Below are 15,500 nucleotides of genomic sequence, written 5' to 3'. Positions count from 1 at the left end.
TTGACGACGTTGCTGCAGGCCAATATCATTGGTCACGATGACACTTATGCGCGCCCCCGCCATCCAGTTTTGCACTATGTGACAAGACATTTTTTAATGGCGATAATTACTGCCGCGATGCAACAACTAGCATTATTAGCATCAAACAGCTCGCCGCAAGCCAGCTTGCAGTTTTGATTTTCTGATCTTCTACTGGTATCTTCAACTTCTCACTGGTTACTTTGGCCATGTATTACTGGTCATAATTACTGGTCATAAAACAATCAAGGACTGTAACAGGGCACGAACAAGCGTGCAGTTTTCATCCTGAAGCCCGGTAAATACCATAGGCACATATTGCTGATGGCAGATCAGGTCTGCTCTTCCGCCTCTGTAATATGTTGCAACAATTTCGCCAAAAATTGCCTGATTAATACACTATGCTGTATCAAGCACCCCTCTACCTTTGACTTTGAATTGCAAAAATGAATGCATTAAATGCTTTACAAAGACCATTGCAAGACAGTTATGCGTCAAAAGAGACGGGGGATTTGCTCGCCCTGGGCATCAAGCCTGATCTGGCTGAACATGAATATGCCGCAGTTGAATCGATACTCTCTGTACGCGGCGTTGATATCAACGCCTTCAGGGAGCAACGCCAGCAACACCTGAAGAGTGCTGACCTGCAAAATGCTGACGATGAAAAACTCGCTGGCCTGTCAAAACGCCTCATTGCCCAGGTCATTGACACCGTTGGTGTTGCATTACTGCTGGCCCTGCTGGGTTTGCTGATCACCGTCACCATGCCCAACCTGTTCAAGCAAACCAACCGGGTAGCAATGATTTTGTGGCTGCTGTATCAGTTGTTCAAGGATGGCTTTGACGGCCAAAGCCTGGGCAAGCGCATCATGCACATACGCGTGGTTCATCGCGAGACTGAACATCCCTGCAATCTGACACAATCCTTTTTGCGTAATATTCTTGCGCTGACGGTAGTGGATTGGGTGTTTGCACTGGGGCGCAAGCAGTTGCGTTTGGGGGATATGGTGGCGGGGACTAAGGTGGTGAAGGAATAGGGGTTTTCAGATATTGAGACTGCGCCAAGGTCTCATGCTGCAAGACAGCTTTGCCTAACCTGGTTTACGAACTCACGATTAACGTTTACCTTTATTAACGTCATTCCTGCGTGCTTTTGGCTGGAATCCACCGGGCTGGCGCTCCAGTGGCGTTCGTGGTATGCCGTGGCGTTTGTTGCATGGCACTTTGACTAAAACGTTTACCCTTTGTGGATACAAGCCGGGTCTCGGCCCTGCAGCCGAAATACTTTCTTTGCGTCGCCAAAGAACGTATTCAAAGAAAGGCGACCCAGGCGTCGTCGCCCCTGCGGGGTTCCCGTTTGTGCAGTACAAAAAATGGGAAGATCCGAAACTCGCCTTCGGCTCAAACAGCGGCTCTTCTTTTTCCATTTTCTGTACCGCACAAACGGCGTCGACACATGGGAACAGCAAAAGTCAAAAGCAACGTCACCGCGGCCTCTCCCCATATTCCTACATCCTTTATACTGCAATCTTCAAATCACATATCTACATCACAAAAAATTCGTCGCATCAAACCCAACCAGACTCAGGTTATTCACGTTCTTCAACACCCCCACCAGCACAATTTCATCCGGCGTGATGTTGTTGACATCCAGCTGATTAATCACATACCAGACGCTTGCATCACCAATAATGTCCGCAGTGATGATGACCATCTTGCTGGCGACGGTGGGGCCAGTGAAGGCTTTGCCTGCGCCGAACAGGGCGGCAATTTTTGTGGTGTCAAGCGCGTTGCCCTGTACCGTTAACACGTCGCCATTGGCCCAGGCTTTGGGTGTGATGGCAGCGGCGTTGACGGCGGCGATTTTGGTGGTACCGGTCTTGTTCAAAAAGGCGGAGAAGTTCAATACATCACCGCCCTTGCCTATGGTGAAATTGGTGATGGTGTCAACGCCATTGGCAACCGGGGTGATGCCGAATGCATAGGTGTCCACGCCAATACCGCCCTGCATGGTATCCAGGCCGCCGCCGCCAGTGAAAAAATTGGGGTAATTCGAGCCTATCAGCAAATTATTCGCCTCATCACCTTTGATGGTGGTGGTCACGGTCACCTTGGTGCCCGATGTACCGGTGCTTGTTCCCGTAGTGGTGGCTGCGGCGATCAGGCTCAGGTCTACATAATCCACCTTCTTGATGTCACCACTCAGCAATGCCAGGGGCTTGCTGTCCAGCGTCAGCAAATCCAGATTCAGGTCAATCACCAGGGGCGTGGTCAGCGCGCCTTTGCCGCTCAGTAAATGATTGGTTTCATTGAGCGGGATATCGATGTAATTGATTTGCAGATCAGACTTGACTGCATTGAGAATATTAACAACCTTGCCACCGGTGAAGGAAGTGTTATCCAGCGTCACTGTCAGGTTGGCGATGTTATTGATACTGGCATTCGCTGTGGCCTTGCCACTCAGGGTCAGCGTGGCAGTGGTGTCTGTGGTCTTGACCAGGGTGCCAGTCAGACCGGTAGGCACATTGGTCAGTTTGCCCAGTGCAGCGCCGACATTGCCCTTGAAGGTGTCGCCAGTCAGTGTCAAAACTATACTGCTGGTCATGCTGCCGTCATTGAGTTGCTGCTCTACAAATGCAGGGGCTGAGTAAGTGATGCTGCCCAGAGTCGGTGTCACTTCAGATGCCTGCGCCACTTTCAGGACCAGTTGTTCGACATTGGTAGGTGCAGCCGCCGCTTCAGCTGCTGTGGGCATGCGGCCTATCAAGGTTGTGTACACCACACTGGCATACACCTTGGTGGACGCTGCGATCTTGAATTCTTGCGACTGCGCAAACTGGTTGACGATCTCGCCACGTGCCATGCCGTTGCTCATTTGCCCTACCCAATAATCACGGCCTGCTGCATCGGCACTACGGCCAAGTACATTTTGATAAATCAGGTCGAGAAACTGGCTATTCGACAAATTGCCACCATATTTGCTGACAAACTCCTCTGACTGGGCAAACACCTGGGCGATCTGGCTATTGCTGCCACCATTCCTGTGCACCCCCATCCAGAAGGTGAAGCCATCCGTGTCCGGGATGCGGTTGAAGGCAGCCAGGTACAGGCGCACGATTTGTTCTGCAACCGGGCTATACTCCGGCGCGATCAAAAAGCTATATTCAACCCCGGCGCGCGTGAGCAAGCCAGAATCCAGACGGGAGGCATATAAGTCCACCGTCTGCTGATCGGGTTGCTTGTCCCAGAGTATCTGGAACAAGCCTGTGACAAATTCTTTATTGGTTTTGGCCATCGTTGCACCTGCACTTATTGCAGCAAATGTTCATATCGGAAACAGCAAGCATGCCTTGGTTTACGGCAAACTTTCTCAAAGTTTCAGTGTTACTCCTGCACATAAATAACATTTCCAGAACTTGCCAGACGGCAAATGTCTGATTTAAGCAGTATATGCCAAAAAATTTGCATGTAATCCCCGCAATAAGCGCAAAAAAGCCCTTCAATTCAGTTTAGCTATCATCCGACAATTGATAAAATAAAACCTGTCCACAAACCTATGAGTGACGAAGACTTTTTTCATTGACCATGAAGGAGGAAAAATGAAGCACACAGGAAGGCTCACTTTCAAATTGGCATGTGGTTTTATTGCCCGCACCACCTTACTGCATTTACTCACCTATCTCATCATCGGCGCAATTTCTTATCGCTTGTATGCTTACCGCATGTGGGAAGGCGAGCATGCCGTGCCAGGGCTGCGCGACCCGCACAGTCAATTTGTTCAAACCTGGATTTTGCCGACACAACTACTACGTGGCATACTACATGGCATCATCTTCCTGCCTTTAAGACAAAATTTGCTGAAACAGGGTAAATGGGGCGGTTTGATTATTGCCTCTATCTTAATATTTATAGGCGCTGTAGGTGGCATTAACGGCGCCATGGAAGCACTGGTGTACACCACGGGCTTCAATCTTGAATTATTTCTCACACATTTCCCTGAAATTGTCGTGCAGACCCTGTTGTTTGCCTATCTCTTACTGGCCTGGGAAGCACGCATAGACAGAAAAAACCTGCGAGTGCAGGCTGCATCGAATCAAAGCTGATCTGGATCCACAAAATGAAAATAGCCGTCCTCTTCCCCACCCAGACTGAAGCCAGCCTGTTCCAGCGTGAAGGCATTATCACCATCGTCTCTGGTGTAGGGCTTACCGCGACTGCCCATGCGACACTCAGGGCCATCTACGAATATGAACCAGACATGCTCATCATGGCGGGCATAGCCGGGGCTTATCCGCATTCCAGTTTCAAGGTAGGTGACGTGGCGCTGGTTGAGAGTGAAGTCGAAGGTGACCTGGGCTTTTTCACGCCCGATGGATTCACCCACCTCGCGCACCTGCCCATAGACATGGAATTTGAACGCCGCCATACGCTTGGCTGCCCCTTCATTCCGGCAGGTACAGAGTTCCCGAAAGCCCGCAGCATGTCACTCAATGCCGCCATGGCACACTATGTCAACACTGAATTCGTCGACCTCGAAAACATGGAAGGCGCGGCCTTCTTCTACGCCTGCCTGCAGGAAAACCAGCCTTTCCTGGAATTGCGCGCCATATCGAATTTCGTCAATGTCGATAATGATGAATGGGATATGCAGGGTTCGATCAAGGCTTTGACGAAAGCTCTGCATCAACTTCTTGACGACATCCAACACTAAATTTTATGCACGGACCAGACCCAAAAACCACGCACCCCATGCAGGGCTTCCCCCAGGTTTGCTATATCAAAAATACGGTCAGCAACCCGAATATCCTCATCGGTGACTACACCTATTATGACGACCCTGAAGGTGCCGAAGATTTCGAGCGCAATGTGCTGTATCACTTCCCCTTCATTGGCGACAAGCTCGTCATAGGCAAGTTTTGCGCGCTGGCGCGTGGTATCAAATTCATCATGAATGGGGCAAACCACAATATGGCGGGCATCTCGACCTACCCTTTCCAGATCTTTGGCAATGGCTGGGAGAAAACGCCGATGGACCTTGAAGCCCTGCCCTACAAGGGTGACACCGTCATCGGCAACGATGTCTGGATAGGCTACGAGGCACTGATCATGCCGGGTGTGAAGATAGGCAATGGTGCCATCATCTCATCACGCTCCGTAGTCGTCAGCGATGTGCCAGCCTATACCATCGTTGGCGGCAATCCGGCCAAACCGATACGGCAGCGCTTTACGGATGATGTCATCGATATCCTGGAACAAATTGCCTGGTGGGACTGGCCTGCAGAAAAAATCAGTCGCCATATCAGTATTATCATTGCAGGGGATGTTGGTGCCTTGAAGGCGATTGCTTTGGCAGAATAATCAAGCTCAAGGCATCACATCAAAGAGACAGCAAAAGCAGCCTGGCCCCAATGTATCAAAGACTATTCACTTCATTTCTTTAAAATCTCCACATGAAAATTTCAGATATCCCCTTTGGCACTACCGACTGGTCCACTGTTGAAAAAACCGAACATCCCGGCATTACCGGCAAGGCCTTCTGGCGCACCTGCAAGTTTGGTGACATCCGCGTGCGCATGGTCGAATATACACCTGGCTATCTGGCCGACCACTGGTGCAGCAAGGGTCATATCCTGCTGTGCATGGAAGGCGAAATGCAAACCGAGCTCGATGATGGCCGCGTGCTGACTTTGAAGGCTGGCATGAGCTACCAGGTTGCCGACGGTGCCGAAGCACACCGCTCATCAACAGCAACTGGGGCGAAGTTGTTTATTGTGGATTAGTCATGCGTCTTAAGCATTGCTGCGTGTTACGTGCTGCATGCGGCGTAAAACTTCCCCCATGTTATATTCGCTGGCAATCATCTTGCCAGCATACCGGCAAGATGAAAATTCCATATATAAAAACACCATAGAGAACAATAATGAATAAAAAACTGACATCCGCATTATTGAGCAGCATGCTATGCAGCCTCATGTTGGCCACAACACCGACCCAGGCTGAAGATAAGGCCCCCGCCAAAGAAACCATCGCCATCAAGGCAGGTCGCCTGCTGGATGTTGAAAGCGGCAAAGTCTTGCGCGACCAGCTTATCGTCATTGAAGGTGAACGCATAATTGCGATAACGCCCATAGCTGGCACGCCTATCCCGGCAGCGGCCAGGGTCATAGACCTGTCCAAATCCACCGTGCTGCCTGGCCTGATTGATGCGCATACGCACCTGACCAGCAACCCCCACCAGCATGGCTATAGCTCATTGGGGACATCCACGGTACGTGGTGCACTGTATGGTGTCAGGGCTGCCCGCGATACCCTCAATGCTGGTTTTACCACCGTGCGTGATGTTGGTTCTGAAGGTTTTTCTGATGTTGCCCTGCGCGATGCCATCAATGATGGCGATTTCCCCGGCCCGCGCATACTCGCGGCTGGCTATGCCATAGGCATCAAGGGTGGTCATTGCGACAATAATTTACTGCCGCCTGAATACAATGATGTAGGCAAAGGCGTGGCTGACGGCCCATGGGCAGCACGCAGCAAAGTGCGTGAAATGGCCAAATACGGTGCCGATCTCATCAAGATTTGCGCTACTGGTGGCGTATTGTCCAAAGGCGATGCCGCAGGTGCCCAGCAATATACCCTGGAAGAAATGCAGGCCATCGTGCAGGAAGCACACAAGCTGGGCCGCAAGGTTGCCGCCCATGCCCACGGTGCCAGCGGCATTAGTGACGCCATACGTGCAGGTGTAGATTCTGTCGAACACAGCAGCCTGATTGACGACGAAGGCATCAAATTGGCCAAACAACATGGTACATGGCTGGTCATGGACATCTATAATGACGACTATATTCTTGGTGAAGGTGAAAAAGCAGGTTTCTTGCCTGAATCGCTGGCCAAGGAAAAAGAGATAGGCCAAAAACAACGCGATAATTTCCGCGCTGCCCTGCAAGGTGGTGCCCGCATGGCTTTTGGTTCAGACGCTGGCGTCTACCCGCATGGTGACAATGGCAAGCAGTTTTATTATATGGTCAAGTATGGCATGACCCCCATGCAAGCCATACAGGCAGCCACCATCAATGCGGCGGATTTGCTGGGCTTGAAAGACAAGATCGGCAGTATCAAGATCGGCAAGTTTGCCGACATCATCGCTGTGGATACTGATCCGCTGGCGGATGTAACGAGCCTGACGAAAGTGAATTTCGTCATGAAGAGCGGCAAGGTTTACAAATAGAATTAGTTATTACGAAGAAAAACCTCTCACCACAGAGGCACAGAGTCACAGAGAAAGACAGAAGAAAATCTCAAGAAAACCAAACATGGCTATACGTAACCAGGTTTGGTTTTCATCATTACAAATGTAGAAAGCAGCAATGAATCAAAAACTCAGCATAGATGAATACGACGCACTGGAGCAATTAAGCAAGCTGCCGCGCAACACAAAACCAAATGCCTGCATCAGCCGCAATGCCAAGCGCCTGTGCGGCATCAAGTTCATGACCCACCGCAAAGACGGCACGCTGGAACTGACCGATGCAGGCAGGCAAACCCTGTTCATCAAGCAATGCATAGACGGCTTGCGTGCGATTGCCAATGACCCAGACACCACCCTCCCCGGCCCGGTAGCCACCTTCCTGGGCAAGAAGGCGCATGTGGAAGTCAACGCCGAAACCGGCAAGATGACCATCACCCAGCGTGGCCTCGAATGCCTGGCGGATATTGATGCACAGATGGTGCAGGGGAATAAGTAAGAAATGTCCAGGTGACACAATAAGTCGCCGAGATAGGCTTGGTTGGGCATGACTATAATCGTGGTGCTCCCACCAAGCATACTCAGCCGCAATAAATAGCATAAATTGAATTCGGCGAAGTGGACATCACACTTAGTCAATGTATCTGATGTGAATAGACATGCGTATGATTGCGTTGCGTTAATCTTATCTGCACAGCCTATTTCTAGAAAATCAAATCACTTCGTTCCACCTACCGACCATTATGTTTGAAAAATTTTCTTTGACATTTCCATCTGAAGGCGGCGTAAAAAATATTATTGATGTATCTGTGCTAGTTAAATTTGTCGAAAAAAACTTGGGTGTCAGCGTGCCAGCAGAAGTTGTCGCCTTTTGGGATTGCGTTGGTGCTGGATATCTTGGAGACAGAATTTTATATGTTTATGGGGATGGCACAAATTTGCTGGTCAGAGACTCATTCCAAGAATGGAATAAGAAAGATTTTTGGCAGGCTGTGTACCCGGCACCTCAAAATGGCGGGCCTGTTTTTTTTGCAGAAACCTGCTTTGGTGATCAATTAGGATTCAGGTGGGATGGTGAACGTGTTTTGTATGTACTCTTTTGTGTAGATACGTTCGAAGCTTTTACCGTCACAGACAATGGGACAGATCTTTTTTCCCGTGTTTTAAGCGATAAATATGCGCTTTTGGATGAACAACGATTTGTAGCCGTGCTCAATAGGCTTGGCCCTCTGCGAACTGGAATGCACTACGCACCAATAGTCAGTCCGATGATTGGCGGATCAAGCGATGCTGATAATCTGTGTTTTGAGACGCCCAATGTTCATTTTAGAACAGCGATTGCTACGTATAATACCAAGTAGCCAGTAGGTAGGTTTAACCACGAGTAATCGGACTCATGCTGCGCGCCGGAAAAACCCACTGCCATTTAATTTCTCACAAAAAATCCGGCGCATTGCCCTGCTGAATTCAACAGAATAAGTGTCACGTTTTCAAAGTATTTGAGAAAGATAGACATGCGTGGGATTACGTTTCGCTAATCGCGCCTACGCGGGCTGAACAAGACAGCAAGCAAATCAATAACCCACCTTATATTTAGTATGATCTAAAGAGCACCATGCATCAACTAGTGTGTGGAATGCAAAATCATCATACTTACTTGCAAGTAAATTTAACGCTTTTCTTGCATCGATAAATGACCATCCATTTGAATTTAATGCAAACCAAGCTTCTGATAATTTCCCTTCGTCCAATAATGCCGCAAAAACTTCTGTCTTTTTATAATTCTTAAACCAATTTGGACAAAATGATTCAGACAAATACTCGTTTTCCAAAGTCTCATTTAATTCCAAAGAACACGACTCAGACATAAAATATTGGTCGATATTCATTCCGACATGCGGGAAATCACCTTTATATGCACTGGGATCACGAAAACAGCTTAATGGTGGGTTATTTGAGAACGAGGGTAAATGTAGGAAACCTGCTGGGCGATCTCCGAATTCTGTCGAGATCTGATCAAGTAAATTAAGGTTAGAAACGTTTAAAGCTCGCGCAAAGCCATCTACTTCACTTGTCAGTTCATCAGCAAAAACTAACTCCCTCATCACCAAATAATCCTTGAATTGCTCAACCGAGCGAGCGCATTCCGTTAAACGGAAAAGTACATTTACATGCATCCTCACGAAACTACTAGACCTGCTACCAAACCAATGTTTCCAATAACCCGTGTAAATCATGCTGTCAGGAGCACTGAATAATGGAATCATTGCAGGAGGAAATCCGTAACAGCAGGCAGGCTGATCTTCAGTTCCACGCGGAATTTTCAGATCACCATTCGCTAACGCAATCAACTCACTTGGAAAATCAAGGTGCTGATAGACCTTTTCATATGCTTTCATTCAGCTTCCTTTTGACTAAATTGGTATTAAATTAAATGACAATATGGGGAATACAATCAAACCCGCGCAGATACAAGCCCCGCGTAATAGTACGTATGTTATACGTCGGATGCCCTCATTGTCATTTGATATGTTTCAAAAAAGTCCGACGCATTGCCCTGCTGAATTCAACAAAATAAGTATCACGCTTTTCAAAGTATCTGAGATAAATAGACATGCGTACGATTACCTTGTTCTAATCGTATCTATCTGACTGAACCTCTTTTCCTGCCATTTTCGATTATTTAATTGGCTAACATAAAGTAGGAACACCCGAGTATTTAAGTCTTGGCATCTCTGGCAACTCCTGAAGATAGAGTTGAACAACTTGATCATCTCCCAGCACGCCTGATTCTGGTTCGTTACTGAGCAAGGTCAGATGATAGAAACCATCATCAATATCAATCATCTGCTCACGAGGACACTCTGCATCCCAGTTCAATAAATCAAAAATATCTCTGATACACAACGTACGGTCACGCACTTCTACACCCAGCCTTAGCTTAAAGCACTGCTGCTCCAAAGAAGTTTGTTCCGGGTACCCTTTGAATATCTCAAGAAAGAAGCGACCAGGCGTCCCAGTGCTTACACCAACAATTCGACCTTCAGTCGCTTGTTTTTCAACTACGGCTGGATCAGAAAAAGTTGTTTCAAAATAGTCTTCACCATGCAGAATGAATTCTGTAGAGAACGGTGAATAAAATATAAACCCGAATCCTGCCACGTCCAGACATATCTTTTTTATTGCGTTTGCCAATATTTCCCTCGCTCTTTTTTGTTACCCAATATTGCCGCCACAATCCCAATTAACCTGACAGTCGCGGAATTGGTCTAAGCGTTTTTCACGCCACAGACAAACCACGCAAGGCCGATAACACCGCAGCCCATAGATACGAGCAGTCCGCGTAATCGTAGGTATGTTATACGTCGAATGCCCTCATTGTCATTTGATAGGTTTCAAAAAAGTCCGGCGCATTGCCCTGCTGAATTCAACAAAATAAGTATCACGCTTTTCAAAGTATCTGAGATAAATAGACATGCGTACGATTACGCTTGCGCTAATCGCACCTACGCGAGTTGACAATCGCCGTCTTCAAATCGGGTAACTGTCAGATCAGGTCGCGACTACTACACTTTATGGTTTTGCGTCTAAAATTTCTATTTTGAAATTTCGTCCATTAGACGCTACGCCCCATCCGATTTTGCTTGCATCTGAAATGTCTTTAAGCGGCGTACGCTCCTGTTTATATATTCTTGCTTCAAATGTACCAACTGGCAAAGGGACTTTAATGATGGGTGAGAATTCCAAATAATCACTTCTAATCTTGCTATTAAGATCTATAGTTCTTTGGGGTGTCCTTATATACATGTTGAAAATAGTTGTATCAACTGCTGGTACAGCATATTTTAATGGAACCTTAATTGTTTCATAAGGAGTATAACTTTTTGGATAATCTAAAATATCTAATGTCGGTAATTTAAAACTATGCTCCATAGTCTTATTTGGATTTCGAACTAGCTTGAACGTCAATATCCCTTCTGTTACAGGAATATTTCCAACGTAAGAGTAAGCACCCGTTGAACCCTGCTCCGCTTTCAACTCAATACCATTTACAGCGATTACACCTGCTGAAGACAACTTGACAGATTTTTTTGTCTCTGGAAACCAAAAACCCGCCCGAACAAAGGTAAATTCTTGCCCATCAGTATGCGTCATGACATAGACGGGCATGATCTCGGATTCAGCGTCATCAATCACCCAGGCTTGAGCATTTGAATTACTCATAATCGCCAAAGAGCCCGTTAAAACCATTCCAATGTAGATACCAATATCTCGTCGTTTCATTTATCTAATCATCTCTATCTGAGCTTTTCAGTTCTGTACATGCAAACTCTATTTCACCGGTTTCGATTAAGCTCGCAACTGTTTTATGAATAGTCTCTTCATCGATGGACTCAACGACTATCATGTCAGCTGCCCATACATAGGTGCCTTTTGCGCACTCTCCAGTTGTGCGAAATTTCTCTAAAAGATACTTCAGATTGCGAAGCGAAAAAAAAGTCGCCGTAAATTTTCTGCCATCAAGCAAATCAATTTGAACGTCAATATTCTCATCTGCTGCAGATAATACTTCATCGATTGCATGTATTGTTATAGAAAAATTCTTCATCGGTTTTTCTCAAATCAAGCCAGGCATCGCAGCATTAATCAGACAAGCCAAGCAAGGCCGACAAGACTGCAGGCCAGGCATTACTTTGTGGATCAATCACAGCAAAATGCCCTGCTTCTGGCAGCAATACCAATTGCGTTTTGGGAAAAGCCTGACAGTAAGCTTCAGGCACAGCAGGGGGCACGACCTTATCAAGGCTACCTTGTAGCACGGTCACCGGCACTGCAGGCGCAGGTAATTGCATGGGATCGACATCTGCGCGTTCCAGCGGGTTCTTGCCTAGAAACTTCAACACGGCACCATCACCCAGTTTCAAATCATGGGCCATGCGCAGGTCTGCGGCGGGTGCCAGGGCAAGTACACCGGCGAGTGCGGGCGTTGTACATTTGACTGCTGCCCACAGCACCAGATGTCCACCAGCAGAATGCCCGACCAATACTATCTTGCCGTTGTGTCGCGCCACTTGGTGTGGCAGCATTTCTATCGCGCTGGCGATATCTTCCAGGCTGGCGTCAGGCTTGCCGGGGATGCGGCGATACTCTGGTGTGACAACCGTCCAGCCTTCAGCGGCCAGTGCACTGGACATCGCTTCGGTATGCTGCCTGTCATATTCTGGTTTCCAAAAACCGCCGTGTATCAACATCACCAGTGGACGTCGTGCACCGTCACTGCCAAACCGTATATCGGCTACCTGGTCTGCATGACTGCCATAAATCAGACTGTGGTCAGGTGGATTGCCCTTGCGGGTCAGGATGGAGAGGTCTTCTGTCATATTTTTTCCAGCAATGATTTACGTAGAACGGGAGAAGTACAATGCGCTCATTGTAACTGGCTCGACGATGATTCCCCCGTAGGAGCGGCTTCAGCCGCGAACAATGGACACTATCCGTCATTTGTTCGCGGCTGAAGCCGCTCCTACGTGAATGCTACAAGCTATCTATTTTTTTCTTTGCGCCCCAGTACAAACGCCAGCAAGATTCCCAGTACAGACAAGCCCAATGCACCAAAGTTACCGATGAGGATGTAAGGCGTCATCCCAGTATAACCATGCACATTCGCCGCCAGCACAGCGCGGGTATTCTCGGGCAATAACTGCTCAACCACACCACCCGGCACGATGACGGCTGTGGCCCCGGTATTGGTGGCCCGCAGCATGGGGCGGCCTGTTTCGAGTACGCGCATCTGGGATATTTGCAAATGCTGGGGGATGGCGAATGAATTGCCATACCAGGCCAGGTTGGATGCATTCAGCAAGATACTGGCAACGGGTTGGCCCGCTGTATGTTGGGCAGATAGTTGCGCAGCAATTTCTTCGCCAAACAAATCTTCGTAACAGATATTCGGCATCACCCACTGGCCTGCCACTTTCATGGCTGGCTGTATAGGGCCGGAGGTAGAAAACTCGCCCATGGGGATGGACATCATATTCACAAACCAGCGGAAACCCGGCGGGATGAATTCGCCAAAAGGCACCAGATGATGTTTGTCGTAGCGGTAAGGCTGGGCGTACTGGCGCGACATGCCGAGTACGCTGTTGGAATATTTGTCAGCACCATCATGTACCCCCACACCAAGGATGACGGTGCTGGCGCTGTCTTGGGCAAAACTGTTCAACAGCGGCAGATAATCTGGCGGCAGTTGTGAAGTCAACATGGGTAGTGCCGTCTCTGGCGTGACGATGAGGTCAGCCGGGGTTTGCGTGATCATGTCGTGGTACAGGGTCAGCGAGTCGTTCAGATGTTCCTGGCTGAACTTCATGTCTTGTGCGACATTACCTTGCAACAAGCGCACCTGTATGGCCTGGCCTTGCGGCTTGGTCCAGTTGATTTGTTGCAAGCCAAAGCCCGCGACAAATACGACAAGGACCAGAGCAGGCAATGCCAGATTTTGCTTGCGATTGCCCACAGTTCCTACATTCACCAGCAACAAAGCCAGCGCCGCAGCCAGCAAGGCATTCAGCCAGCCCAGGCCCAGCACACCGATGACAGGCGCAAAACCAGCCAGCGGACTATGGGTATGGGCATAACCGGAAATAGTCCAGGGGAAGCCTGTCAAAAAGCAGATGCGCAGCCATTCAGCCACAGTAAACAAACCGGGCAAGACCAGCAGGCCAGCGACGGTGGAAGAAATTTTCCAGCGCTGCTGCAGCCAGCGTGTGCCCCAGGCAGCCGCGGCTACATAGATGGACAAAGCGCCGGTCAGGAACATCAAGGCCAGCAAAGACAGTACGCCGGGCAAACCACCAAATACGGTCATGGCATATACCAGCCAGCTTGTGCTGGCCGTCAGCCACCCCAGGCCATATGCCCAGGCCAGCCAGCCTGCCCGTTTGCGGCTGATGGCGTCATCACCCTCACGCAAAATCTGGCTGAACAATAACGCCAGACTCAGGATTTGCACAGGCCAGAAATGGAAAGGGGCAAACGACAGTACATTCAGCCCCCCTGCCACCAGCGCAAGCAGGAAGGATGAACGTGCAGACAAGGAGGACAACATGGACCGCAAAGACATTGCAGCCTTAATCATCAGACCGCACAGTTGGTCTTTGTTCCACCAGCAGCATTTGCACTTCACGCGCATCGGCACGCAAGACTTCGAAGTACAGGTTGCCTATCGAGAATTCATCACCCATATGCGGTACCTGCCCCATATAGTCGGCGACATAGGCACCTATGGTCTCGGCATGCTCAGACCCCAGCGTCGTGCCCAGGGTGTTATTGAATTGTTCAAGATCAGTCAAACCCTTGATGCGCCAGCGCTTGCCGTTGCCCTTGCTTTCCAGCGCCAGGATATTGTCTTCTTCTTCCTCGAAATCATATTCATCTTCGATGTCGCCGACGATTTGTTCGAGCACGTCTTCAATCGTGATCAGGCCAGAGACACCGCCGTATTCATCCACCACCATGGCAATATGATTGCGGTTGGCACGGAAGTCGCGCAGCAAGATGTTGAGGCGCTTGGATTCAGGGATATAGATCACCGGGCGCAGCATGTCACGCACATCAAATGCATCAGAGGCGTAGTAGCGCAGCAAATCCTTGGCCAGCAAGATACCAACGACCTTGTCACGGTCACCATCAACAGCAGGGAAACGGGAATGCGCTGTCTCCAGCACTTCTGGCATCCATTCTTGTATGGGATTGGAAATGTCGATGACATCCATTTGCGCGCGCGGCACCATGATATCGCGTGCGCACAGGTCAGACACCTGGAACACGCCTTCTATCATTGCCAGTGCATCAGCATCGATGAGATTGCGTTCTTGCGCGTCGTGCAAAACTTCCAGCAGTTCGGCGCGGTTTTCAGGTTCAGGAGAAATCAGGGCGGTCAATCGTTCAAACAATGACCTATGGGGTTTAAGGTCAGATGGTCTGACCTTACTAGAATGCTCTTGCATAATAGGCGTAACGCCGTTGTTTCAATCCTACAGAATACAACAAATGGCAGCGGTTTCCCAAATTTTGACATGAACAGATACAAAAACTATCGCAAAACATGCTCAACAGAACATCAAAACCAGCGAAAAGCAGCATTTGTCATTCGCCTGTCATAAATCAAGCCAGGTAAATTGCATTGCATCCCGCATTGCATCCCGCATTGCATCCTTTTCTGGCTTGCCTGTCCAATTTG

The 15,500-nt window shown here is 48.8% G+C and carries 16 protein-coding genes; 8 read left to right on the top strand and 8 right to left on the bottom strand.

What is annotated here, in order from left to right; genetic code table 11:
- The first annotated feature begins 464 nt into the window (after window positions 1-464).
- Window positions 465-1,055 carry an RDD family protein gene (locus tag ACO0LD_RS25460; protein WP_423011200.1) on the top strand — a complete coding sequence of 197 codons (591 nt, stop codon included), beginning with the start codon at window positions 465-467 and terminating at the stop codon, window positions 1,053-1,055.
- A gap of 512 nt (window positions 1,056-1,567) precedes the next feature.
- On the opposite strand, the gene ACO0LD_RS25455 is transcribed toward ACO0LD_RS25460, so the two are convergent.
- A complete protein-coding gene (locus ACO0LD_RS25455; protein ID WP_423011198.1) occupies window positions 1,568-3,313 on the bottom strand; it encodes a DUF4214 domain-containing protein in 1,746 nt (581 codons plus the stop codon).
- A gap of 304 nt (window positions 3,314-3,617) precedes the next feature.
- On the opposite strand from ACO0LD_RS25455, the gene ACO0LD_RS25450 reads away from it, so the two are divergent.
- The 7 genes from ACO0LD_RS25450 to ACO0LD_RS25420 all read left to right on the top strand — a co-directional run bounded on the left by ACO0LD_RS25450 (window position 3,618) and on the right by ACO0LD_RS25420 (window position 8,622).
- Entirely contained in the window at window positions 3,618-4,121 is a 504-nt protein-coding gene (locus tag ACO0LD_RS25450; RefSeq protein WP_423011196.1) for a hypothetical protein, read from the top strand.
- A gap of 14 nt (window positions 4,122-4,135) precedes the next feature.
- Complete coding sequence (locus ACO0LD_RS25445; protein ID WP_423011194.1) at window positions 4,136-4,729, top strand: hypothetical protein; 594 nt, start codon at window positions 4,136-4,138, stop codon at window positions 4,727-4,729.
- A gap of 5 nt (window positions 4,730-4,734) precedes the next feature.
- The gene (locus tag ACO0LD_RS25440) at window positions 4,735-5,376 is read left to right on the top strand and encodes a Vat family streptogramin A O-acetyltransferase (RefSeq protein WP_423011192.1); all 642 of its coding nucleotides are present in this window, start codon (window positions 4,735-4,737) and stop codon (window positions 5,374-5,376) included.
- 92 nt (window positions 5,377-5,468) lie between these two features.
- Window positions 5,469-5,798, top strand: a complete 330-nt coding sequence (locus ACO0LD_RS25435; protein ID WP_423011190.1) for a DHCW motif cupin fold protein — start codon at window positions 5,469-5,471, stop codon at window positions 5,796-5,798.
- Between the two features lie 140 nt (window positions 5,799-5,938).
- Window positions 5,939-7,243, top strand: coding sequence for an amidohydrolase family protein (locus ACO0LD_RS25430; RefSeq protein WP_423011188.1), 1,305 nt, complete (start codon window positions 5,939-5,941; stop codon window positions 7,241-7,243).
- Window positions 7,244-7,382: 139 nt separating this feature from the next.
- Window positions 7,383-7,760, top strand: coding sequence for a hypothetical protein (locus ACO0LD_RS25425; protein ID WP_423011186.1), 378 nt, complete (start codon window positions 7,383-7,385; stop codon window positions 7,758-7,760).
- 244 nt (window positions 7,761-8,004) lie between these two features.
- A complete protein-coding gene (locus tag ACO0LD_RS25420; RefSeq protein WP_423011184.1) occupies window positions 8,005-8,622 on the top strand; it encodes a hypothetical protein in 618 nt (205 codons plus the stop codon).
- Window positions 8,623-8,835: 213 nt separating this feature from the next.
- Here ACO0LD_RS25420 and ACO0LD_RS25415 read toward each other — a convergent pair whose 3' ends face one another.
- From ACO0LD_RS25415 to ACO0LD_RS25385, 7 genes are all read right to left on the bottom strand, one after another.
- A complete protein-coding gene (locus ACO0LD_RS25415) occupies window positions 8,836-9,660 on the bottom strand; it encodes a hypothetical protein (RefSeq protein WP_423011182.1) in 825 nt (274 codons plus the stop codon).
- A 292-nt stretch (window positions 9,661-9,952) separates the two neighbouring features.
- On the bottom strand, window positions 9,953-10,456 hold the full coding sequence (locus ACO0LD_RS25410; protein ID WP_423011180.1) for a hypothetical protein: 504 nt from the start codon (window positions 10,454-10,456) through the stop codon (window positions 9,953-9,955).
- 378 nt (window positions 10,457-10,834) lie between these two features.
- The gene (locus ACO0LD_RS25405) at window positions 10,835-11,545 is read right to left on the bottom strand and encodes a hypothetical protein (protein ID WP_423011178.1); all 711 of its coding nucleotides are present in this window, start codon (window positions 11,543-11,545) and stop codon (window positions 10,835-10,837) included.
- A gap of 4 nt (window positions 11,546-11,549) precedes the next feature.
- Window positions 11,550-11,870, bottom strand: a complete 321-nt coding sequence (locus ACO0LD_RS25400) for a hypothetical protein (protein ID WP_423011176.1) — start codon at window positions 11,868-11,870, stop codon at window positions 11,550-11,552.
- A gap of 34 nt (window positions 11,871-11,904) precedes the next feature.
- Window positions 11,905-12,642, bottom strand: a complete 738-nt coding sequence (locus tag ACO0LD_RS25395) for an alpha/beta hydrolase (protein ID WP_423011172.1) — start codon at window positions 12,640-12,642, stop codon at window positions 11,905-11,907.
- 161 nt (window positions 12,643-12,803) lie between these two features.
- Window positions 12,804-14,381, bottom strand: coding sequence for an apolipoprotein N-acyltransferase (lnt, locus tag ACO0LD_RS25390; protein WP_423011170.1), 1,578 nt, complete (start codon window positions 14,379-14,381; stop codon window positions 12,804-12,806).
- 7 nt (window positions 14,382-14,388) lie between these two features.
- A complete protein-coding gene (locus tag ACO0LD_RS25385; protein WP_423011168.1) occupies window positions 14,389-15,267 on the bottom strand; it encodes an HlyC/CorC family transporter in 879 nt (292 codons plus the stop codon).
- Window positions 15,268-15,500: the final 233 nt, after the last annotated feature.

The organism is Undibacterium sp. Ji83W (genome assembly GCF_049340385.1).
Taxonomy (GTDB): domain Bacteria; phylum Pseudomonadota; class Gammaproteobacteria; order Burkholderiales; family Burkholderiaceae_D; genus Undibacterium.
This window is presented reverse-complemented; position numbering and strand designations above follow the sequence as displayed.

What these genes read in the sequence shown, in the direction of transcription:
- ACO0LD_RS25395 (WP_423011172.1), bottom strand. Translation starts at nt 12,642, where the DNA reads ATGACAGAAGACCTCTCCATCCTGACCCGCAAGGGCAATCCACCTGAC.
- ACO0LD_RS25455 (WP_423011198.1), bottom strand. Translation starts at nt 3,313, where the DNA reads ATGGCCAAAACCAATAAAGAATTTGTCACAGGCTTGTTCCAGATACTC.
- ACO0LD_RS25405 (WP_423011178.1), bottom strand. Translation starts at nt 11,545, where the DNA reads ATGAAACGACGAGATATTGGTATCTACATTGGAATGGTTTTAACGGGC.
- lnt (WP_423011170.1), bottom strand. Translation starts at nt 14,381, where the DNA reads ATGTCTTTGCGGTCCATGTTGTCCTCCTTGTCTGCACGTTCATCCTTC.
- ACO0LD_RS25400 (WP_423011176.1), bottom strand. Translation starts at nt 11,870, where the DNA reads ATGAAGAATTTTTCTATAACAATACATGCAATCGATGAAGTATTATCT.
- ACO0LD_RS25460 (WP_423011200.1), top strand. Translation starts at nt 465, where the DNA reads ATGAATGCATTAAATGCTTTACAAAGACCATTGCAAGACAGTTATGCG.
- ACO0LD_RS25435 (WP_423011190.1), top strand. Translation starts at nt 5,469, where the DNA reads ATGAAAATTTCAGATATCCCCTTTGGCACTACCGACTGGTCCACTGTT.
- ACO0LD_RS25450 (WP_423011196.1), top strand. Translation starts at nt 3,618, where the DNA reads ATGAAGCACACAGGAAGGCTCACTTTCAAATTGGCATGTGGTTTTATT.
- ACO0LD_RS25415 (WP_423011182.1), bottom strand. Translation starts at nt 9,660, where the DNA reads ATGAAAGCATATGAAAAGGTCTATCAGCACCTTGATTTTCCAAGTGAG.
- ACO0LD_RS25425 (WP_423011186.1), top strand. Translation starts at nt 7,383, where the DNA reads ATGAATCAAAAACTCAGCATAGATGAATACGACGCACTGGAGCAATTA.
- ACO0LD_RS25430 (WP_423011188.1), top strand. Translation starts at nt 5,939, where the DNA reads ATGAATAAAAAACTGACATCCGCATTATTGAGCAGCATGCTATGCAGC.
- ACO0LD_RS25445 (WP_423011194.1), top strand. Translation starts at nt 4,136, where the DNA reads ATGAAAATAGCCGTCCTCTTCCCCACCCAGACTGAAGCCAGCCTGTTC.
- ACO0LD_RS25420 (WP_423011184.1), top strand. Translation starts at nt 8,005, where the DNA reads ATGTTTGAAAAATTTTCTTTGACATTTCCATCTGAAGGCGGCGTAAAA.
- ACO0LD_RS25385 (WP_423011168.1), bottom strand. Translation starts at nt 15,267, where the DNA reads ATGCAAGAGCATTCTAGTAAGGTCAGACCATCTGACCTTAAACCCCAT.
- ACO0LD_RS25440 (WP_423011192.1), top strand. Translation starts at nt 4,735, where the DNA reads ATGCACGGACCAGACCCAAAAACCACGCACCCCATGCAGGGCTTCCCC.